Here is a 21,968-nt window from a genome sequence, read left to right as displayed (position 1 = left end):
CATGCTCAAACTGACCCCCTCGGACTTATTCAAACTGGCCAGTGATTTCCTCGCGGAAGATGTCGGGCGAGGCGACATCACCACGCAATGTACGCTTCCCACAGCCATGATGGCGCGCGGGCGATTTTTGGCCAAGCAGGACATGGTACTCGCCGGTTTGGAAATCGCCGATGCCGTCTTTGCTGTGCTGGAAGCGCCGGTGGAAATCGAAGCATTTGCCGCCGATGGCGAGCGCGTCAAAGCGGGCGATGTGTTCGCCCGCGTCAGAGGCCCGGCTGATGTCCTGCTGATGGGCGAACGAACGGCGCTTAATCTGTTACAGCGGCTCTCCGGGATTGCCACCTTGACGCGCGCGTTTGTGGAAGCAGTGGCCGGAACCAAAGCGAAGATCGTGGATACACGCAAGACTACACCGGGGCTGCGCATGCTGGAAAAATACGCCGTCCTGATGGGGGGCGGCTATAATCACCGGTTTGGATTGGACGACGGCGTGCTCATCAAGGACAATCATCTGGCCTTGGCCGGCAGCATCAAGGAGGTCATCGAGCGCGCCCGTCGCTCGGTCGGACATTTGCACAAGATCGAAATCGAGGTGCGCACGCTCGACCAATTGCGCGACGCGCTGGCCGCCCGCGCTGATGTCATCATGCTGGACAATATGACGCCGGAAATGACCGAAGAGGCCGTTCGTATTGCTCGAGCCACGGCGCCTGAGGTCTTGCTGGAAGCCTCCGGCTCAATAACGCTGGAAACGGTGCGCCGGTATGCCGAAGCTGGCGTGGACTTGATTTCGGTCGGCGCCTTGACGCATTCAGCGCCGGCGGTGGACATCAGCTTGAAAATTTCCCCTGCCTGAGTCTATGAATGCCCCTTCATACACACGAGCGACCATGCTGCGACGGTTTAACAACGTCATGTATCGTTGCGACGCTGAGCGTTTATGAATACCCCTTCACACACACGAGCGACCATGCTGCGACGGTTTAACAACGTTGTGTACCGGTATGAGTCGGTGACCTCAACCAACGACATCGCGCGCGAGCTGGCGGAAGTGGGCGCTAGCGAGGGAACGACGGTGGTGGCTGATGAGCAAACGCGTGGCCGTGGCCGATTGGGCCGAAGCTGGGTCTCGACGAAGAATGACGGTCTCTATCACTCGATCATTTTGCGTCCGCCGATTCCTCCGGCGGACGCGCCCGTGCTGACGCTGATGCTTGCCGTGGGACTAGCCGAATTGATGCGAGGACAGTACCGGCTGCCGGTAGACATCAAATGGCCCAACGATATTCTGATTGGCGATTGCAAGCTGGCTGGTATTTTGGTGGAAACGGAAGTCATGGAAGACCGTCTGCTTTATGCCATTGCCGGCATTGGCGTCAACATCAATCAAGCTTCGTTTCCACCCGACATGGCGCTTCACGCAACGTCGCTTAAACTGGAGACAGGGCGTGCCATTGATGTGGATGAGGTTCGTCAGAAGTTGTACGTCACCTTGGATGCCTGGTACGACACGTTCCTGACGCAAGGCGCGGCTCCCATCATTTGCCGTTGGAGTGAGCTATCCAGTTATGCCACCGGCAAGCCCGTACAAGTCATCATCGGTGGCCGCACCATCACCGGCACCACGCGCGGCCTGACTCCAGCCGGTGCGCTCATCGTCGAAATGAGCGATGGCACACACGAAACAATTTTCAGTGGCGACGTGCAAAACCTTCGAGAACGATGACCGCGCGCAACGACAAACTCACTGAGCACTCATCGCCGCTTTATCATCGCCGCCGCTTCATGGGTCGAACAGTCTATATCAAACCGGCTGTGGTAACCCAACTGCGCGACATACAGGCGATCATTTTCGATTGTGACGGTGTGTTGATTGATACACGGCGATCCTACACGGCGACGATCATCCGAACGGTTCGATTCCTTCTCGATGCGCTGGTTGGCGTCACCATACCGGCGCGAGTCGTTACGCCCTCCATCGTTGAGACCCTGCGCAAAAGCGGCGGATTCAATAACGATTGGAATTCAACGTATGTCATCGCGCTTTACTTGGTTTCGTGTTTGCCGCGGCCGTACCTTGAAGAATTCCTTCAGGGACGCCATGCGCGTCAGCGTCTGAGCGCTGATGCCGAGCGCCTGCATGACGGCCTCTACCGCTTCGTCGCGCAGGCCAATACCACAGGCCTTGGACCATTAGAAAGCATTCTCATGCAGGGTCGGCAACCGCGCTACAGGCTGCAAGCACTCCACCGATTCAAACAACTTGTGCAGTACCCGGAACAAGGCGCACACAGCTTGCTGGCCACCATCTTCGACGAAATTTTCTATGGGCCTGATTTGTTTCAGCGCGTTCATCGGCAGCCGGCGCAGTATTACACCGGTCGTGGCGCCATTGACAACGAAAGACCTATCATTACCGACGCGACACTGAAACAGTTAACCAAGATAGTGGGCACGCCAAACCTGGGCATCGCCTCCGGTCGCGGCACAGTGGCGACGCGCTACACGTTGGGAGCAATGTTTGACGCCTTCAATCCTCGCGCGCGAATTCTGCTGGAAGACGATGAGCTGAACACTCATGCCGACGTTCAAACGCTCCGCGCTGAACGCGCCAAACCGGCGCCTTATTCATTGCTGGCGGCGGCGCAAGCGATGAACCCATTCAAACGAGCTTTGTATGTCGGTGATTCTGCCGAAGATTTCATCATGACCCGACGCGCCAATCAACATGACCCACGCTACTTGTTCGCCGGCGTCACCGACAGCAGCCATGATCCAAAAGCCAAACGCATGATGTTTGTTGAGGCGATGGCGGACGTCATTCTTCCATCGGTCAACGAACTCCCCATCTTCTTGCAAGCGGTGAGGGCTTAAACGATGAAAATTGCTACCTGGAATGTTAATTCAATTCGCGCCCGCGAGTCGCGGCTGTTGAACTGGCTGGCCAAACATCAACCGGATGTGGTGTGTTTGCAGGAATTGAAGGTCACCGATGAGGCATTTCCGTTTGACGCTGTGCGCCAAGCTGGCTATGAAGCGGCCGTCTGCGGACAGAAGACGTACAACGGCGTGGCGATCCTGGCGCGCACACCGTTGAGCGATGTTGCGCGAGGCTTCAACGACGGCATTGATGATCCGCAAGCGCGATTGATTGCGGCGACGGTCAAAGGCGTTCGCATTATCTCGGCGTATGTCCCCAACGGCGCTGAAGTAGGCAGCGACAAGTATGCCTACAAGCAGCAATGGCTCGCTCGGCTGCAGGCCTATTTATCGGCCAGCGATCTGAGCAAACCGCTGGCTCTCTGTGGCGACATAAACATTGCGCCGGAGCCGCGCGACGTGGCTTTCCCAGAGCGTTGGGAAGGGTCGGTGTTGTTCAACCCGGAGATGCGCGATCAGTTCCGTCGCATTTTAGAACTCGGTTTGACCGACACGTTGCGGCTTCACCACGCTGAAGCAGGTCTTTACTCCTGGTGGGACTATCGGCAATTGAGTTTTCCTCGCAACGATGGGCTGCGGGTTGATCACATCCTGGTCACGCGCCCGCTGGCCGAGCGGTGCATCGGCGCGATGATTGATCGAGACGAGCGCAAAGGCGACAAAGCTTCCGATCATGCGCCGGTCATCGCCATCTTTGAGGACGAGGATTGACCCGCGTGCTGACTGCCTGGGCTGGTGCTCATCAGGCCAGAGGTAATGAGCCACGACGTTCCGCGTGAGCTGTTCGGCTCGATTTGCTCAAAGCGCCAGCCGCATCCCAACGATTGCCTCACTCACCGATTAAACGCCGCTCAAAAACACCGTTGCCGTGCGTGGCAACGCGCAGCATGCGATTGCTCGGTGAAATGCTCAGATCAAATGCCGCGACCGCGTCCAACAATCCTTCACTGAAATTTTGCCAACTTCGCCCTCCATCGGTGGAAACATAAACGCCCAGATCATTGCCGACATAGAGATGGTCGGGCCACAACGGATCAACCACTAGCGCATTCGTCGGCACATCGGGCAAGCCAGCGCCGATGTCCTGCCAGCTCAGTCCACCATCGGTTGACTTGAACACATGCGAGGTACCGAACCCGGAGAATGTCACGTAGACAATCGCGTCATTCGTTGGATCAACCACCAGGTCGGCAGGAAAACGATCCGGCAGGTTGCCAGTGATGTTAGTCCAACTGTTACCGCCGTCGGTTGTGCGAAAAAGCCGGCCACGTGTTTGTCCCGGCGACGAGGCCACATAGACGACCTCGCTGTTTTGATAGGAAATAGCCATTGCCAATATCGGATTCCCGTCGAGTGGACGGCCATTATTGGTCGCCGTCCAGCTCACTCCACCGTCCACCGACTTGTAGACGATGTCTCGCCCGGCATAGAGCACATCAGGCCAGCTCGGACTCAACACATACGGGGCGATGAAGCAGGTTGGCCTCCCGTCTTGAGAAGCTGGCGCAATCGCTGTCCACGTTTGACCATTGTCCACCGACTTGCGTATCTGGAGAAATTGAAATGAGCCGTACAGAATGTGATTTGCTCTCGGATCAATGGCTGTCCAGCCGCCGTCGCCGCCAATGTGAAACCGGCTCCAGGCCGAATGACCGCGATAAATCGCCGTGCTGTTATCCTGCAGACCGCCGATGGCCAAATTCGGATCGGTCGGTGAGCTGGAGAAGCCATTGTAGAACTGCGCCGTTTGATAGCCGCCATTACACCCTTGGAACGTCTCGCCGCCATCCAGCGAGCGGAAGACGCCGCCGTCAGTCGCAAAGTACACACGTCGCGGGTCGCGCGGGTGATAGACGATGTCGTGAATATCAGAGTGCACATAGTTGGGCGGTCCTTCGGGCGCACCGGCAGGCACCGGGCCGGTGAACGGATTGAACGTGGATTTGACGACCGGCGACGTTCCACCCGTGAGCGACCGCCAGACCTGAATCCCGGCTGTGATGACATCGTTGGGATTGGTTGGATTGACAGCGACATCATGAGAAAACCAACCTTGCCAGGCAGCGTAGTCAACTTGCGAGACAATGGTCCACGCCGCGCCGCTATCCTCTGAACGACACAGCCAGGTGATGCTGCCGGACGAGAAGCCGTTACCAATGCCGGCATAGACAACATTGGGCGACGTTTCACAAAGCGCCAGCGTCGCTTTGCCAGCAAATCGCGACGGCAGGCCTCGCGTCTGCTTCGACCACGTTGCGCCGCCGTCAGTTGTGCGATAGATGCCGTGACCAGGACTGGCAAAGTTGCCGCAGGCCGCAATGACGATATTGGTGTCCATAGGATGAATCACCAGGTCTGTCGCCATGATCACATTGAGCACGCGCGACCAGTTCCGGCCGGCGTCGGTCGTTTTGTAGACCCCTTCTGTCGTTGCCGCCCAAACAACATTGGCATTGACCGGATCAACTTTCACAGCCTGCACGCCACGTTGTTGATGAGCTGACCAATCAAGGCTTTTCGACCAGGTTGCGCCGCCATCGGTTGTTTTCAAAATTCCTATGCCGTAGCTACCGCGCAGTGCTCGATTGGCCTGACCAAAGAGCATAGCGTTTTGATAGTTGTACACCTCGCCGGTGCCAATATAGAACGTTCGTGAGTCACCGGGGGCAAAGGCAATCGCACTCACGGCCAGCACTGGAAATCCCGTCGGCACGTACTGCCAAGCATTGGCGCCAACACCGCCGGTTTGGCTGCGCCAAAGTCCGCCGCTCGCTGAACCGGCGTAGATGGTATCGGGATTCTGCGGGTCAAAGGCGATGGCCAATGTTCGGCCACCGATATTATGCGGCCCAATCGCAGACCAGGGAGCGACCGATAGGAATTTGGCTTGCCGGACACCCTGCAAATCCTTTTTGGCTTTTTCAAACGCAGCATAGTAGGCTGCGCCGGGCATCTCCGCGTAAGGATATGAGCGCTGCGCGTTCCAAGCGGCGAGCGCTTCATACGCGCCGGATACACGCACCGGTTGAGGCCGAAGTTTCAACCGTAATGAGATGCTGAATGATCCGATGAGCGCGATCATCAAAAGGCTAGTGAGGATTCCTACCTTGCGCATGTTTGGCTCCTCTCAGAATGTAGCACGGCCGTGCCGCCCGTGATTCATTCTCTTCCGAAAAGGCAGGCACAGATTCGCCGGTGAACAGATGTTCAATCAGTCACTCAGTGCATCCGTGTTTGTTTTTCATCGTTCCTCCCGCGTCGTCACCGACGAGATGAACAACTCTGCTGAGAATCACCGCAGACGCAGATAGGTTCACATGAATGAGGAACGCTTATCCGCCTCCATCTGTGGTGAAGCGATTGCACTGAAACTAGCCCGCGAAACCCACAAACGACACGAAAAGCAGCGTCATTGTTCATGGCGCATGAAAGCTCATGGGGGATTCCTTTGAAAATAATCACCGAGGTAGAACGCATTGCTGGGTCTGTCACCTTACGATGCCGGCTGTGCGCCACGACAATTTCTGGTTGGTCATGCGCAATGCACATGGCCAGCCACGAAGAGCCATCAGCATACACGGCATAGCGACGCGGGGCAAGGTGGCCAGGATAGTTGTGGGTGGCCTAAAAAAATGATTGACCGGCGTGTAGCAAATCCGTATGATAGTGGCCACATAGTAACAGCCAGAGGGGAGGCCACCCCTAAGAAGAGCCCGATAATGAGCGCCCACTAAGGGCATGAACTGTGAAGAATATGCTTAGCTCATGGGAGCCCGACGATGAGCGCCCGCTGAGAGCATGAATTGTGAAGAATATGCTTAGCTCATGAGAGCCCGATGATGAGCGCCGGCTGAGGGCATCAACTGTGAAGGCTATGCTTAGCTCATGGGAGGAAATTTATGCCATTGACTTTGCAAGATAAGGTCACGCATCTGCTGCGACGCGCCGGCTTTGCTGCCCGGCCCGAAGAGATTGAAGCCGGCGTGGCTCGCGGACTAGCGGCCACTGCCGAGCAATTGATCAATTTCGACCGCGTCCCTGACAATCTCGGTGTTTTGCCCACCGTTCCCAAAGGACACGATGAGCACGACGGCGCCGAGTACTTGTCCATGAGCGAAGAAGATTTTCGCTATGTCGAGGGACATTTCATCGAAGACATCAATCTGTTTTGGCTTAACGCGATGATAACAACCACTCGCCCGTTGCAGGAAAAGATGGTGCTGTTTTGGCATCACCTGTTTGCCACATCGTTCGACGGCGTTTACGACGTTCGGCAAATGTACCTGCAAAACGAAAACTTTCGCGGGAACTTCAATCCGATCACCGGTCAAATCGTTCGACCTCATGCGTCCAATCCATTTCCTGTCGGCAATTATCGTCAGATGCTGGAGTATTTGAGCCAGGACCCGGCGATGTTGTTCTGGCTGGATAATTGGGAGAATCATAAGCACACGCCAGAAGTCGGCAGCAACGAAAACTATGCGCGCGAGTTGCTCGAACTGTTCTCGCTCGGCGTGTTTGATCCCGTCACCGGCGAGCCGAATTATACAGAGCGCGACGTGCGGCAAGCCTCGCGCGCGCTCACTGGCTGGTCCGTGCACATGCCGGGCGAAAACAATCCGGATAATTTTCCCCGTCGGTTCTTCTTCAACAGCAGCCGCGACGTGCACGATTACGGTCCTTATCAGGTGTTGGGCGTTACTTTCAGCGGCGATGGTCGTCGGCTGTTTGATGTGATTGTGCAGTACAAGCGGCCTGGTCAACCGCAGAGCGCCTGCGGACGCTACCTCGGCTATCGCCTGTTCAAATTCTTCGGCTACGATAACCCCGAGCCAGAGGTGATCAACGACCTGGCTGATGTGTTCGACGGCGTGCATGGCGGAGAAAGATATAGCATTCGTCAGATGCTCCGCCGGATATTCACGCCGGGCAATCCCAGCTCCGAGGCATTTTATTCAGAGAAGGCCTTCAGGGCGCAGATCAAAAGTCCAACCGAATACCTGGTCAGCGCCTACCGGCTGCTCAATCCGGGCGCTATGCGATTGATTCTGCAGAACGCCGACCGGGATGATTTGCCAATCGTCTACCGACTCCCAGAAACCATGCGAAAGATGGGGCAACAGCTATTTCGACCGCCCAACGTCGGTGGATGGAAAGACGGCCCCAACTGGATCAATACCACGTTGCACTTGAGCCGTATCAATCTGGCCGCGCAGATTGCCGACGCGCGATGGCCACAACAAGGCGGCATTGACGTGCGACAAATTCTGCTGGACAACGGCCTATTTCAAGGCAGCAATTTCACAAGGGCGCCGAAAGAGCCGTATGTGGACTACTTCACCCGATTGTTGCTTCAATCGAGCGTTGCGCCGGAGCTGCGGCAGGCGCTCGTTCAATACTTGAATACGCCAGCCAATGGACTGGGCGGAGACGTCGAGAGAAAAAAGGTCCAAGGGTTGATCTTTCTCATCTTGACGATGCCGGCATTTCATTTGCACTAGACGCCGCTGGGCGGCAAATCCGAAATCCGAAATCGGAGACATACGCACGTGAGCAAACATACCAACGCCATCGAGTGTTGACCCGTCGTTCTTCCGGTCTGCGCCGGTCCGGGTCGGCGCTTGGGTACGTTGAGAGATTGTTGGCCGTTGTGCGCTTCGATGTCGGGTTTTGATGGAGGACCTATGGGTAAAACAACACGACGTGATTTTCTGAAAACGAGTGGCTGCACTGTGCTGACCGTCGGACTGAGTCAGCACGCCTTCTTCCGCCGCACACAGCAAGCCTCAGCCAGCGCCTTGACCGCCGCTGCTGCGCTGAGCACCACCAACAATGTGCTGGTGGTTGTTCAACTGGACGGCGGCAATGACGGATTAAACACGGTGATCCCGGCCAGCGGGCGGTTGCACAGTTTGTATCGCGATGCGCGACCTCAACTCTCCGTGCCTGAAGCAGAGATATTGCCGCTCGGCGCGGATGCAGCCAATCATCGCATCGGATTGCATCCGGCGATGGCCCCGCTCAAGGCGCTTTATGATCGGCCGGAAAAACCTGTTGCCGTCATCCAAGGCGTCGGCTATCCCAATCCGAATCGGTCACACTTTCGTTCGCAAGACATCTGGCATACGGCTAATCCTGAGCGGATTGAAAAGACCGGCTGGCTGGGCGATTATCTGGATGTCGCATATCCCTCTGTGGACAATCCCTTCTTGGCGGTCTCCGTGGGCGGTGAATTGCCGTTGATGCTGCGTTCGCAGAACCGTGTTATTCCCGGCATTGACAATCTGGATGAATACCAAATTTATGCCGGTGATGACGCTGATGCTGCCAATAAGGTGCAAACATTTCTGGCGCTGAATCGCGTGGGTGCGCCTGAGCAGACGCTCTATGAGCACATTCGCCGGACGGCGCTGGAATTGTACGAAAGCACACAAGCGGTTCAACGCAGCGCGCAGAATTACACGCCTGACCCGACGATTGTCTATCCGGACAACAATCCATTGGCCGGGGCGCTGCGGCAAGTCGCTCAGATTATCGCAGCGAATCTGGGCACACGCATCTTTTACGTCGCCATGGGTGGCTTCGATACACATACGGCGCAGAGCTACGATCATGCCAGCTTGCTGGCCACGTTGTCGGGAGCGATTGACCCGTTCTATCGTGACATGGTGCGGCTCGGACAGGCCAATCGTGTGCTGCTGATGACATGGTCTGAGTTTGGACGCAAAGTCAGACAGAACGCGGACATCGGCACGGATCACGGCGCAGCGGCGCCGCAGTTGATCGTCGGCGGAGCGGTCAAGGGCGGAATTTACGGCGTGCATCCGAATCTGACCGATTTGTATGACGAGGACGACATGAAGCACAGCATTGATTTCCGCTCGGTCTACACGACCATTCTGGAGCAATGGTTCGGCGTCAGCGCACGCGACATTTTGGGCGGGCGATTTGAACCGGTTCGATTCCTCTAGCGCGGTTTGCCAATGACGTTGACGCTGGGAGTGCACACTTGCAGCGTGCATCAGCCCGCAAGATGCAGGGCCTCCAGGCTAAGAGAATTGAAAACCGCTCTAGGGGATGGCAGAGGCCAGGACCCTTGATCCAAGACTAGTCACCGACGGCTATCGCGCTGGCTGAGCCTCATGCACCGTTGTCTATCGTGGATCGAGGGTCTTGCCAAGGAGTTTGTTATGCGACGAGTAATCTTGAATACATGGATGGTTTTCTGTTGTATGTTGATCGGCGTTGGCGTTCCTTCAGTCATATCCCCTGTCGGCGCGCAACGCGAGCTGATCGTTACTGAAGCTGAGCCGAATGACATCAAAGAGCGAGCACAGCAAGTGCCATTGAGCATCGGCATGACGACCACCATCCGGGGACGCGCTGCACGCGAAGATCGCGGCTCGTATGTTGATGAGCTGGACTTTCTCTTTTCACTCGATGATGACATCGAAGATTGGTATGTGATCGAGGTCCAAAATCCGACCGAGCTGAGCATTCAGATGAGCTGGCCGGAGGAAGCCGACATGGATGCCTGGATATTTACCGACATCAGCAAGCACGTGTTGTTCGACGGGCTGACACTTCATGCGCATGCCGCCACGAACGCGAATCCAGAACGGCTGCTCAACCGATTGCTCTATACATACTCGACGCGCGACGACGAAACGCAAGGCCTGCTACAGCCGCTGCCGCGCAGCTCACGCTACTACCTGGCCATTAGCAATTACGATCCGGCGGATTGGTCGGGGCCGGCTACGTACGAACTGAAGCTCACCGTGTCGGGACCGGGCAGCCTCCGACGCGAAGAAAATCAGTTTGTGCGCTATGACAATAACGGCTACGGACGATTCACGGCGATTGACCCGGATGAGCTGGACGCTGAACGATTACTTGTGCTCGAACGCATCACGCCGGCCGAGTACCCGGCAACGCTCGATGCAATTAACCTCTTTCAATTCTCCGGACCTGTGTCGAGTCGGCGACAAGACATGCTTGTGCTGGTTGACCCGACCGGCAGCGGCGACCCCAGCAGAGCGCGTGAGGTCTTCCGGCGCAAGGTTCGTATCCCCTCGGTGGAAGAGACGTCGCTCATTAGCTACTTCATCAGTGGCCCTGGTTTGACGATTCTCTCAGGTGATCTGTATGTCGGGTTCGAGCTGGTTAATCCGACTGAAGGTCAGCATATCCCGTTTGATGTGGATAAGGCCGGCTTTCGTCGCTCGTTCATTTCAACCGACGGAGGGAGAACCTACGGTCGCATGATGATCGCCAGTGATCAGTCGCGGCTTCCGTTCATCGCCAATTCGGGTATCACAGCCGACCTGATGATGGGCGCAGCAGCGCCCGCTGCCCGCTCGCGCGAGCAGGTGTCAATCAAGGTAGAACCGGCCACTATTCGGCGGTACGACGGCGGAGTATCTGTCGTCAAGTAATACCCAATTGCAGCGGAAAAGATAACGTTCTTTGTAAGGACGTCGCTGTGGGACTGCCCACTGACGTGTGGTGTTTTTGTGTTGCGGCGACGCGCGTTTGTAGGGGCGTCGCTGTGTGGACGCCCGCTCACGTGTGGTAGCGTGTGCATAAGGGGAAGCTGGACCATACGCTGGCCGCGGAGCGGCCGAGTGACTGTAGCCGTGCACTTCAGCACGCTAGGCGTCTCATCACGGGTTGTTCGTCGCGGCAGCGACGGTGGGATCGGGGCTGTCATTTCAATCGTCGCTACACCGACACGGGACTCTCCGGCGCTCCCACACTCCAGAGCACGGCCGCCACCGCCCGATAGCTGAGCCCCAGGGCATACAGCAACACATTCAAGGCCCGCACCCGCTGGCTCCGCTCAGAATGCGCCTTGATCCCCTCCGGTTGGCACGTCCAGGTCCGCCCACACCGCCCACACTGCATCCGCCACTTCAGCACCCGCCCCAGCCGGATATCCACCACCCCTCGCTCCTCTCGCTGATGGATATGCCCGCTCTCTCTCTGACAGGTGGGACATCGCCGATCCACTTGCGCTTCTTCCTTTACAATGGGAATAATATATCGCTGCATTGGGCTTCCTCCGGCAAGCATTTTCCTTAAAAGTATTACAGCTTGCCAGAGGAATCCCTCTCTTTCAAGCACAAAATTTGAAACGATTACGCTGCGTCAAAGAGATTGACCGTCGCTCGGATCAAGCTATAACATGACGCATCACACGCGGACACGATCACGCTTCAATGGCTCTCACAAAGACACAAAGACACCAAGATTTCTTTGTGGCCTCTGTGTCTCCGTGTGAGGCCTGATTGCGCCCCGTCTCTGCGCGTCTTTCTGTGAGAAACTTATGAACGAAAATTGAACATGACGCATCACACGCGAACACAATCACGCTTCAATGGCTCTCACAAAGACACAAAGACACCAAGATTTCTTCTTTGTGGTCTTTGTGCCTCCGTGTGAGGCCTGATTGCGTCTCCATGTCTCCGCGCCTCTGTGTAAGTGGAAGGCTGGAACTCCTGGCGCGTCGCCAGTATGTCGAGATGCTCTATGAAAAGCGGTCTTGAGACGGATAAATCGCTGGCGGGCGTCGCTTCATCACCCATAGCCTTCCTCCTGACTGCCGGTACGAGACCCGACGTAACGCCGGCAATGGGGCCATCGGCTACAGTCCCATTGCTTGAGCGAACGCGCCTGATCCCATCAACGACTGACCGCCGTCGCAGACAAACACAGCGCCGGTAATATAGGTGGCTGACTCCGAGCAGAGGAAAAGAGCCAGATCAGCTAACTCGTCCTTGGTCGCATACCGGCGCAGCGGAATTGTATTGATCAGTTTCTGTCTCATCTCGTCGGTTGGCGTCAGCCGCCGCATCCCTTCAGTATCATCAACCGCGCCGGGTGATATACAGTTGACGCGCACACCAACCGGTCCCCATTCCATAGCCAGCACTTTGACAAGCATATCAATGCCAGCTTTGGCAGCGCAGACATGCGATTGAAGCATCACCGGCATGAAGGCATGCGTTGCCGAGATGGCAATGATCGAGGCGCCCGGCTTGCGCAGATGCTGGAAAGCGGCGCGACACGTGTGAAACGTACCAAGCAGATCAATATCAACAACCGACTTAAACCCATTGGCTGACATGCCGAGCGCCGGCGCCGGAAAATTGCCAGCCGCGCCGCACACGACGATGTCAATTTCGCCTAACTGCTCGCGCGTAGCGGCCAGCGCCGCTTCCACCGCGGCATAATCGCGGACATCAGCCACAGCGCGGATGGCCTTGCCGCCAGCAGCTTCAATCTGCTCGACCGCGTGATCCAATTTTTCCGGCGTGCGTCCAACTAACATCAGCCGCGCGCCATGCTCAGCGAAGCGTTCAGCCATGCGCAGTCCGATGCCGCTGCCGCCGCCGGTAATGAACGCCACTTTGTCCTTGAGTAGATCATCACGAAAAATTCGATTGCTCATGCGCCATTGATCCTGTTTGCGTGAATAGTCATCACCTGATTTGTGTCCTTGTGATCGTTGTTCCTTTGGCCATTGTTCTCGCGATTATTCTCCTTGAAAACGCGGCGCGCGTCGCTCGCTGAGCGCAGCAATCGCTTCGGCCAGATCGGCTGACGGCAAAAACGCTGCATTCCACACAGCGGCGTAACGCAATTGATCGGCGACGGCGCTGTCGGTGCGATAGTTCATCACCTGCTTAATTCCCTGCACAACAAGCGGCGGATTGGCAGCGATGTCGCGGGCCATCTGTCGCGCCGCGTCGAGCAACGCTTCGGGTGAGTCATACACAGTATTGACCAGCCCAATTCGCAGAGCGTGAGCAGCATCAATGTCTTTGCCTGTGAACGCGAGTTCGCGCGTGTGGCCTTCACCGATGATATATGGCAATCGTTGCAGGCTACCGATGTCAGCCACGATGGCTAACTTGACCTCACGCAAGCTGAACCTCGCATCGGCGGAACAGAGCCGAATGTCACAGGCTGCGATGACATCGAGTCCACCGCCGATGCACCACCCGTGGACGGCGGCAATGACCGGTTTTCGACAATGAGCGATGCGGTTGGTTGCCCGTTGCATCTGGCCAATCAGCTCCAGCAGTCGCGCTCGGCTGGCTGCTCCAAGCTCGCCCATGACGAGCGGCCCCAGCTCGTTCATCATGGCCATCACGTCAAGTCCGTAACTAAACTGTTTGCCCTCGCCGCGCAGGATCACCACACGGACCGTCTCGTCTTGATCCAGCGCGGTGAACACTTCGGGCACCTCGCGCCAGAAGTCCGGCCCCATCGCATTGCCCTTGCCCGGCCCTCTCAGTACGACCTCAGCGACTGCGTCAGCGCACTCCCACGTGAGTGATCGGTAATCGTTGCTCATGACGGCGGGCATAATAATACAGCCGAGCGGCAACAGCAACCGGCGCGACCCGATGTGGCAGCCCAGGTGGCGCCGCCATCTCAGGTCCGCTTAACCCAGCATGCAACACCTATCGCAGCCGATCAGCGCCATGGTGGCCGTGCCGACAATGACGAGCATTGGCGCAACGAGCCAAAGTGACGCTGGTTGACAAGTCTCAGATTGGCGAATATAACTACGCTCCAAGTTCCAACCAAAATCCAACAAGGAATAACAATATGAGCCTATTCTTTCTCGCCAAACGCTTCGTAGCGGGCGAGGATTTCACCGCCGCCATTCCGGTCATTCAGCAGCTTAACGACAAAGGCATTCATGTGACCGTGAACATGCTCGGCGAGCACGTGAAAGAACGAACCGTCGCCGAACAAATCCGCGACGAATACCTCGGCGTGATTGATCATATTCGGCGCGCGCGACTGGACGCCAACATCTCGATCAAACCCACACAAATTGGCATGGATGTCAGCGACGAGGTTTGCTATCAGCTCATCGCGCCCGTTGTAGCGAAGGCCGCCGAGCACGATATTTTCATTCGCCTTGATATGGAAGGCTCGCCGTACACGCAGCGCACGATAGACCTTTTGTATCGGCTCCGTGAACAGAATTCCAATGTTGGCATCGTCATTCAAGCCTACTTGCGTCGGAGCGAAGCAGACATCGAAGCGATGAATCGTCAGAAAATTCGCGTGCGGCTCTGCAAAGGCGCCTACAAAGAACCGCGCGAGATCGCCTTTCAAAGCATGGATAAAGAAATCCGTCCGATGTTTATCAAGCTGGCCAAACGGCTCATCACCGAGGGCGTTTATCCGGGCATTGCCACGCATGATGAGCTGATCATCAATGCCGTCAAAGCATTTGTGGCGGAGCAGCAGATCAGTCGTGACCGATTCGAATTTCAGATGCTCTACGGCATTCGGGTTGATTCACAAGAAAGGCTCGCGCAGGAAGGGTATCACATCCGCACGTATGTCCCCTATGGGCCGCACTGGGCGCCTTACTTTTATCGGCGCTTGCGTGAACGAAAAGAGAATGTCTGGTTTGTGTTGAGCAACTTATTCAAGAAATAGCGACCCGTCAATCGTGGCTCCTGCTCATTGCGCACGCAGCAAGGCTTCTACTTCCTCGAGCGTTGGTAAGCCGCCGCGTGCTCCCAGTTCACGGCAATTGAGCGCCGCGACGGCATTGGCAAATCGCAGCGTTTCGATCAGGCTCATCCCTTGCAATAGTCCGTAAATGAATCCGCCATGAAACGCATCGCCCGCGCCCGTTGTATCACGACATTCGACCTGGAAGCCGGGGACGTGAACGTACTGGCCTTGGTGATAGGCAAGCGCGCCGTCCGCGCCGAGGGTCATCGCAACGAAATAATTACCGAACCGCTCTTTCAACGCCTTCAAGCCTTCGCGATGATCGGTTAGTCCCGTCACGCGCTGAGGGAAATCGGCTGATGTAACGAGATAATCAACCAGCGGCAGCAGCTCTTCGATTCCCGGATAGGCATTGTCTACGTCAATCACAACCGGCATGCCCGCCTGGCGGGCCCACCGCGCTGCTTGAACGCCGGCAGCGACATCATGGCCGTCCAGATGAAGAATGCGACCGGCAGTGATGGCCTCGTGATCTAAGTGATCCGGCTGTATGGCGAGCCGCGCATCACGCGACCAGATGATCGTGCGTTCTCCCGTCCGCTGATCAATGATGATGAACGCGAGTTGGCTGCTGGCTTGATCAACCACGCGCACGCGCGAACATTCAACGCCGGCTTCCACCAACGAAGCGATCTGTTTCTGACCCACATCATCAGAACCGACAGCGCCAATGTAGCGGACGCGCGCGCCCAACCGCGCCAGCGCCGCCATCGCTGTGGCAACCTGACCGCCCGGCTTCACTGCGTAATTGAGGAATTCGACTTTTGAATTGAAAGCGGGGTAGTATGGGACTGTGATGAGGTAATCCATCGCATTGAGGCCAAGGCCGACCACATCAAACGGTCTATGCTGAGGCAGTGGAAGTCCGAAGGCCATGACCAGAGAGGGATGCCGACGTGTGGCTCAGACGCATCCACACGCCGGCTGATGATTCATCGCAACGTCATCATCAGTTCAGATGAACGCGGACGGAGGGTGACACCGGGCCTTTGTTGCCGACATTGTCAATGGCTCGAACGGCAAAGTAATACGTGCCCGATGGCAAATTTGGAAGAGCGAGCGACTCAGCAGCGCCTGCCGCGCCCGGAAAGAGCCGATGCTCAAGCTTCGCTGCCTTATCGAAATTGGCTGCCGTAATCGGCTGGCGTGAGTAGCGAATCTCATAAAACGCGGCCTGCCCATCCAACCCATCATCGCCCGGCGCCGTCCACACGAGCTTGCTTGACTGGCCCGGCTCGACCGCCAAATCCATCACCGCCGCCGGCGGGTTCAAATCGTTTTCTAAGGCGCGGAAGGCATTGAGCCGGCCACCGGCGACCGTGGTGTTGGCAAACACGTCAAAACGATCCACGCTGCCGATCAATCGCGCGCGAATTTCCTGCACGGTGATGTTTGGAAATTGAGAATAGAGCAGACCGACGGCACCGGCTACAACCGGCGCAGCGAACGATGTGCCGCTTAGTTGAGCAACACCTGCTGCAAAGCCCAATTCCAAATTCGTATCGGTTGGCACGGTCGTCCAGATACCATCGCCGGGCGCTGCCAGCGTGACCGTCTCTTTGCCGAAGTTGGAAAATGAAGCTAATCGGTTAAAGCGATTGGAGGCCGCAACGGCAATCACGTTAGCAAAGTCAACGGAGTGACTGCTGGGGAAATGTAACCCTTCGTCGTTGTTATCGCCAATGCCATCCTCTCCACCGTTACCGGCCGATGCCGTGCACATGATATTAGCTGCCAAGGCGCTCTGAATCGCGCGGACTTCAGTCTGAGTTGAGCTGGGCCCGCCAAAGCTCATGTTGATGACTTTCACGCCCTGGGGCGCTTGTGTAACGGCATAACTGATGCCACTGGCAATAGCCGACAATGGGCAACCGTTCGTACCGCACACGCGCACCGGCAGTAGTTTGCAATTCCAGCATACACTGGCCACATCCAGTCCATTATTGCTATTGGCCGCAGCAACACCGGCCACGCCGGTGCCATGCCCGACTACATCATTGGGTCGCCCGGAGCCGCCGGTCAGGCTGCGCCCGGTCAACAGTTTCCCGCCGGCCAGGTCTTGGTGGTCAAAAAACACGCCGGTATCTAGTATCGCGATAACAACAGCATTGCTGCCGACGGTAATGTCCCATGCTTCCGGCGCGCGGATGTCGGCGCGACGCGTCGGATCAGTGATACGATGAAGCAAGTGATAAGACAAAGGAAAGCGCGGATCATTGGGGATGAGGTCCAATTGACGGATGATATTAGGCTCAGCATACTCGACGAGACCCGGATAGTCACGCTCCAGTTGTTCGGCCATCTGCCATGGATCAATCGTCCGCGAGAAGCGCAGCAGAAATACACGATCCATGCCGTAGTAGTTGAAAATGAGCGCAACGTCATCCAACGTCGGCGTGCGTCCAGCCAGGTTGGGCAAAACCGGAGCAGCCTTAGCCGACACGCGCGGCACTTCATCAGGAATGAGCCGCTCAACACCGATCAGACCTTGCGTCGTCCTCAAGTGTGACAACACCGGATTGGGCACGTCGGTGAGTGCCTTGTCGTAGAGATTTCGCTCCGGGACAAGGACGCCTCGGTGAAACCCGACAATCAACTCATTGGGCACAACCTGGATCGAAGGCGTTCGGCCAGAGGCGGTGGCAGGCGCGTTGTTCCAACTCAACAACGCAGCACTCAGCAATAACATAAAAGCGATGGGTCTTGTCATAAACAGGCGCTCCTTGGCGTGAATGAGATCAAGCTTTGCACAAACCAAAAGTAGCCGCAGGCCGGAGAGCCTGTCAATCCTGTGAAAAGTGAACGCCTCGATACAAGCCCTCAGAAATAGCACAGGCTTCAACCGGCTCGATCAACCGATTGAAGCCTGTAACCAGTGATTCTAGGTACGGGTGTCAATGAACCGAAATTTTCGTTCGAGGAATCAGCCTGAGTAATTCAGACAATGCTCGTCGCATTGTTCCATGATCGGCTGCGTTCCTCTATTGCCGCTTCTCTCCTTTAACAAAGATTTGGCGTTTACCAAAAACCTGACGCCGATGTGTCAGTTTCCAATCTTACCAAACGGTCTGTCATCCACTCGGCTGTCATGCTTTTGGCTGCCGCACTTGATTGAGCAACTCATGTGCCGAGAATGGAGCTGCTGCCTGCCGTCGGTTTATTGACTGATCCTGGAAGGATTACCGATTCAGGTCACCAGCAGTGAACCGTGACACAATGAAAAAATCGTTTCATTTTTGCAATGCTGACTCTAGTAGTCGGACTAGAGTGAAACACCCGTTACAGTCCATCGGACCCGCTCTCTGCGTAGGCAGCAACGCGAGCAAAAAACCGACCCAGCTTGACGGGATCGAGCTTTCCGTCAGTGCGAACGCCGCTACATACATCCAGGCCAAATGGGCCGACGCAGCGGATGGCGTCAGTCACGTTTTCAGGAGTCAAACCGCCGGCCAGAAAGACCGGCACGCTCACCGATTCCCTAATGCGCTGGCTGATGCGCCAATCATGCAGCCGTCCGGTCCCGCCCAGCTCTTTGACCGGCAACGATGGATTTCCTGAATCCAGCAACAATGCGTCCACATGCGGGGCAACAGCCACTGCTTCAGCCCATGACTCCTGGCCTGTCACATGAATCACTTGAATCAGACGGATGCCGGGCAATGCTGCGCGAATCTCTTGGTAGGAACCTGAGTGAAGCCGATCACAGATTTGAATTGCGTTGACGCCCAGCCGCCGTTGCTGCTCAATGATTGCTGCCGCGTCCTGCCGGCTCGTCAGCAGAAAGGAAGCCACCCCCGGCGGCACAATCGCTGCAATCTCGGCAATCAATTCATCAGCAATGACGCCAGGACCGCTCGGCATCTCAGAGACCAAGCCCAACGCTGACGCGCCATGCCGGATGGCCATCCAGGCTTCCTCTACACTGCTAATGCAACAAATCTTGACACGGGGCTTGCGTGTTGGTTCCATCAGGTTGTCTGGCCTGTTTCCTGAGTTGCTGACCGCACACGGAACAATACTTGACCGGATTTAATCTCGGCGCCGTCGGCAACGCAAATTTCTACCACTTCTGCTTGCTCGGGCAAGTCTGGCCCGCCATATTGAATCGGGTTGAAACATTTCATCACTTCGACTAAGCCTAACACCTGTCCTTCGCTGACGCGGTCATTGAGGCGGACATACGGCTCAGCGGTTGGATGGGGCTTCAGGTAAAAGACGCCATCGGTTGGCGAGACAATTGCTATGCCGCCTTCACCAGCCGGGACGCGCTCGATAGCAGCCAGGTCGCCCTCTGCCAGCGTGGCTTCTACCCCACGCTGGCGCAACTCAAACAACACTTGCCCATATTCAACCGGCGTGATCTTATCCTCAACTAACACCCGACCGACCTGCCCCCAAACATCTGGCGGTAACAGCAACTCGTAATCCCGGTGCAATACACGCAGCCGCCCCACAACACTGCCGGGACTGAGCATTGCTCCGACGCGCGGCGCAAGCCGATAAAGCCCAATGGCCGGCGCTCGAACGAGAAAAATTCCTTCTTGAGCGTTTCCTCGATCAATCAGCACTGGAAGCGTTGGGTGCATGATGAATTCCGATAAGACCTCTCGTCGCCGGCTCTCGAAAGGAGGTCATGAAGCTATAGAGTGTCAGCCTACTTGTCAATGGTCGTCCTGGCGGGCTTGAGACGAACGTTAAAGACTCCATTTGATCAATCGCCGCTGCGAGCGATTCGACGCTGTTTCTGCGCTGATGAGAAGGTCAGTTCAAGACAGGAGTGGAATGTGCAGCCGCACGTCCGTGAACAACCGGCTCAATGCCATTCGGGGCCAAACAGAAAATCAGACGCCCAGGGCGCCGACACGCGCGCCACGGCTCCGATGGGGGGTGTTGTGCCTTCGCCGAAAGAGGAGGCTGAAAGATGAAAAGGCGGGCATCGCCAAAATCAAGCAGCCGACCGCCGATGCTGTTGACATCCGGCTCGCGCGAATGCCATTAAGTTCTCTCGGACGATCGGGCAACGGTGAATGAGTTGATCGAACGTGATAAAATGCGCCGGTCATAAAAGAGCATGATGAAAAGAGCACTCACACGGATGCTGAAACGTTTCACATTGGTTATACTGGCCCATCCGATGATCGGGTGGAATTCATCAGCCACGTGCCATGACCAATCTGCTCGTTCCTTAAGGAGTGAAGGCGCATCTGTCCGGCGCCATCTCATCATCTGCTTGGATGGTGTTGGATTCTCGACGCTCCAGAAGATGTATGACCAAGGGCAGTTTCGCGTTTTCCAACCGCCGGCGCGGTTGATCGCTCCGTTTCCGACGCTGACGAATCCTGCTGTGATTGAAATTCTCCAACCGCTGGGCGCACCCGAAGCGCGAGGGTACGAGGACTACTACTATGACCCCACAAGTGACCGGATGCGCGGCGGCTTCTTCGCGCGTTTCCGGCGAAAGACGTTCATTGAAGGCACATTTCGCGAGCTATTCGATTACCATCCATCGGGTGTCACCATGACGCTGGAGTATGCAGTGCCGCCGGTAAGCCCCTGGCTCGATGCGCGGCTGACACTGATGAAAATTCGCCGGAAGTTTGAAAAGTCAACCGCTTCTACGTTCATTGCCTATCTTGGCTCCACTGATCCACTGGCGCACATTGGTGGTGAGTGGCTCCTGCGCAATTTCCTTGCTACGCTGGATAAAACCTGCCAGCAGCTCATCCGGAAGGCGAACGGGCAGGTAGACATCACGCTCTTTTCCGATCACGGCAATCATTTCACCCGCTACCGCAAAGTCAATCTGAAACCTGAATTGGAACGCCTGGGGTTTCGACTCGATTCAGGGATGAAAGATGAGCGCAGCGTCGTTCAACCGCGCTACGGACTGGTTGGTTGCGCCGTCCTTTATACACGCGAAGCCTACGAGCAGCATGTGGCCGTGGCGGCCGCGCGCACGCCGGGCGTTGACCTGGCCGCTTACAAACAACACGACACCGTCTATCTGGTCGCCCGCTCCGGGCGGGCGCGTATCGTGCACCGGGACGGCTACTACAGCTATGTCACGGATGTGGGCGATCCGCTTCAACTGAATCCGATCATCGCCGAACTGCAACGGCAGGGACGCGTCCGCGCTGATGGATTCATTGCAGATGCTGATCTGTTTGAAGCCACGCATGCGCACATCTATCCGGACGCCGTGCGCCGCCTCTGGGAAGGACTCACCAACCATGTCGAACACCCCGCCAGCGTGCTGGTGAGTTTTGAAGACGGCTATTACGACGGAAGCGCTCTGCTGGATGTGGTGGCGGTGCTGCGAGCAACGCACGGGAACCTCCGTCGAGAGCAATCCTCCGGCATTTTGTTGACCACCAAACGCCGATTACCAGAGGCAGTCCGCGCTGCTGATGCCTGGTCATTGCTCAATGAGCAATCTGAGATAACCCTCAACGATGAACGATGAACAGCATGGAACGAATTCC

At 56.5% G+C, this 21,968-nt stretch carries 17 protein-coding genes; 9 read left to right on the top strand and 8 right to left on the bottom strand.

The window, feature by feature from the left end; all coding sequences use genetic code 11:
* Position 1 precedes the first annotated feature (1 nt).
* The 4 genes from nadC to xth all read left to right on the top strand — a co-directional run bounded on the left by nadC (position 2) and on the right by xth (position 3,651).
* A complete protein-coding gene (nadC, locus tag NZ823_01240) occupies positions 2-856 on the top strand; it encodes a carboxylating nicotinate-nucleotide diphosphorylase (protein ID MCS6803752.1) in 855 nt (284 codons plus the stop codon).
* Positions 857-940: 84 nt separating this feature from the next.
* Positions 941-1,726 carry a biotin--[acetyl-CoA-carboxylase] ligase gene (locus NZ823_01235; GenBank protein MCS6803751.1) on the top strand — a complete coding sequence of 262 codons (786 nt, stop codon included), beginning with the start codon at positions 941-943 and terminating at the stop codon, positions 1,724-1,726.
* Positions 1,723-2,874, top strand: a complete 1,152-nt coding sequence (locus NZ823_01230; protein MCS6803750.1) for a hypothetical protein — start codon at positions 1,723-1,725, stop codon at positions 2,872-2,874. Before NZ823_01235 ends, NZ823_01230 begins: the two co-directional genes overlap by 4 nt.
* Positions 2,875-2,877: 3 nt before the next feature.
* Positions 2,878-3,651 carry an exodeoxyribonuclease III gene (gene xth / locus NZ823_01225; protein MCS6803749.1) on the top strand — a complete coding sequence of 258 codons (774 nt, stop codon included), beginning with the start codon at positions 2,878-2,880 and terminating at the stop codon, positions 3,649-3,651.
* Between the two features lie 118 nt (positions 3,652-3,769).
* Here xth and NZ823_01220 read toward each other — a convergent pair whose 3' ends face one another.
* A complete protein-coding gene (locus NZ823_01220) occupies positions 3,770-6,055 on the bottom strand; it encodes a YCF48-related protein (protein ID MCS6803748.1) in 2,286 nt (761 codons plus the stop codon).
* A gap of 784 nt (positions 6,056-6,839) precedes the next feature.
* Between NZ823_01220 and NZ823_01215 the strand changes: the two genes are divergently transcribed.
* The 3 genes from NZ823_01215 (at position 6,840) to NZ823_01205 (ending at position 11,375) form a co-directional block, all read left to right on the top strand.
* Positions 6,840-8,441 (top strand): DUF1800 domain-containing protein, encoded by a 1,602-nt coding sequence (locus tag NZ823_01215; protein MCS6803747.1) that lies wholly within the window; start codon positions 6,840-6,842, stop codon positions 8,439-8,441.
* Between the two features lie 183 nt (positions 8,442-8,624).
* Positions 8,625-9,911: a DUF1501 domain-containing protein gene (locus NZ823_01210; GenBank protein ID MCS6803746.1), complete on the top strand. Its 1,287-nt coding sequence runs from the start codon at positions 8,625-8,627 to the stop codon at positions 9,909-9,911.
* Between the two features lie 219 nt (positions 9,912-10,130).
* Positions 10,131-11,375 (top strand): hypothetical protein, encoded by a 1,245-nt coding sequence (locus NZ823_01205; GenBank protein MCS6803745.1) that lies wholly within the window; start codon positions 10,131-10,133, stop codon positions 11,373-11,375.
* Positions 11,376-11,661: 286 nt separating this feature from the next.
* Here the strand turns inward: NZ823_01205 and NZ823_01200 are convergent, their stop codons facing one another.
* The 3 genes from NZ823_01200 to NZ823_01190 all read right to left on the bottom strand — a co-directional run bounded on the left by NZ823_01200 (position 11,662) and on the right by NZ823_01190 (position 14,299).
* On the bottom strand, positions 11,662-11,991 hold the full coding sequence (locus tag NZ823_01200; protein MCS6803744.1) for a hypothetical protein: 330 nt from the start codon (positions 11,989-11,991) through the stop codon (positions 11,662-11,664).
* Between the two features lie 592 nt (positions 11,992-12,583).
* Positions 12,584-13,390, bottom strand: coding sequence for an SDR family oxidoreductase (locus NZ823_01195; protein MCS6803743.1), 807 nt, complete (start codon positions 13,388-13,390; stop codon positions 12,584-12,586).
* Between the two features lie 84 nt (positions 13,391-13,474).
* On the bottom strand, positions 13,475-14,299 hold the full coding sequence (locus NZ823_01190; protein MCS6803742.1) for a crotonase/enoyl-CoA hydratase family protein: 825 nt from the start codon (positions 14,297-14,299) through the stop codon (positions 13,475-13,477).
* Between the two features lie 257 nt (positions 14,300-14,556).
* On the opposite strand from NZ823_01190, the gene NZ823_01185 reads away from it, so the two are divergent.
* Complete coding sequence (locus NZ823_01185; GenBank protein MCS6803741.1) at positions 14,557-15,405, top strand: proline dehydrogenase family protein; 849 nt, start codon at positions 14,557-14,559, stop codon at positions 15,403-15,405.
* Between the two features lie 24 nt (positions 15,406-15,429).
* On the opposite strand, the gene NZ823_01180 is transcribed toward NZ823_01185, so the two are convergent.
* From NZ823_01180 to NZ823_01165, 4 genes are all read right to left on the bottom strand, one after another.
* Positions 15,430-16,362: a PfkB family carbohydrate kinase gene (locus NZ823_01180; protein MCS6803740.1), complete on the bottom strand. Its 933-nt coding sequence runs from the start codon at positions 16,360-16,362 to the stop codon at positions 15,430-15,432.
* Positions 16,363-16,435: 73 nt separating this feature from the next.
* Complete coding sequence (locus NZ823_01175) at positions 16,436-18,196, bottom strand: S8 family serine peptidase (protein ID MCS6803739.1); 1,761 nt, start codon at positions 18,194-18,196, stop codon at positions 16,436-16,438.
* A 569-nt stretch (positions 18,197-18,765) separates the two neighbouring features.
* Positions 18,766-19,455, bottom strand: a complete 690-nt coding sequence (locus tag NZ823_01170; protein ID MCS6803738.1) for a phosphoribosylanthranilate isomerase — start codon at positions 19,453-19,455, stop codon at positions 18,766-18,768.
* A complete protein-coding gene (locus NZ823_01165; GenBank protein ID MCS6803737.1) occupies positions 19,455-20,072 on the bottom strand; it encodes a hypothetical protein in 618 nt (205 codons plus the stop codon). The genes NZ823_01170 and NZ823_01165 overlap by 1 nt, the downstream gene beginning before the upstream one ends.
* A 509-nt stretch (positions 20,073-20,581) precedes the next feature.
* Between NZ823_01165 and NZ823_01160 the strand changes: the two genes are divergently transcribed.
* On the top strand, positions 20,582-21,949 hold the full coding sequence (locus NZ823_01160) for a hypothetical protein (GenBank protein MCS6803736.1): 1,368 nt from the start codon (positions 20,582-20,584) through the stop codon (positions 21,947-21,949).
* Positions 21,950-21,968: the final 19 nt, after the last annotated feature.

It is taken from the genome of Blastocatellia bacterium, assembly GCA_025054955.1.
In the GTDB taxonomy this organism is placed as follows: domain Bacteria; phylum Acidobacteriota; class Blastocatellia; order HR10; family J050; genus JANWZE01.
Note: the sequence above shows the minus strand (reverse complement) of the source record. Positions and strands in the feature narration are given on the sequence as shown.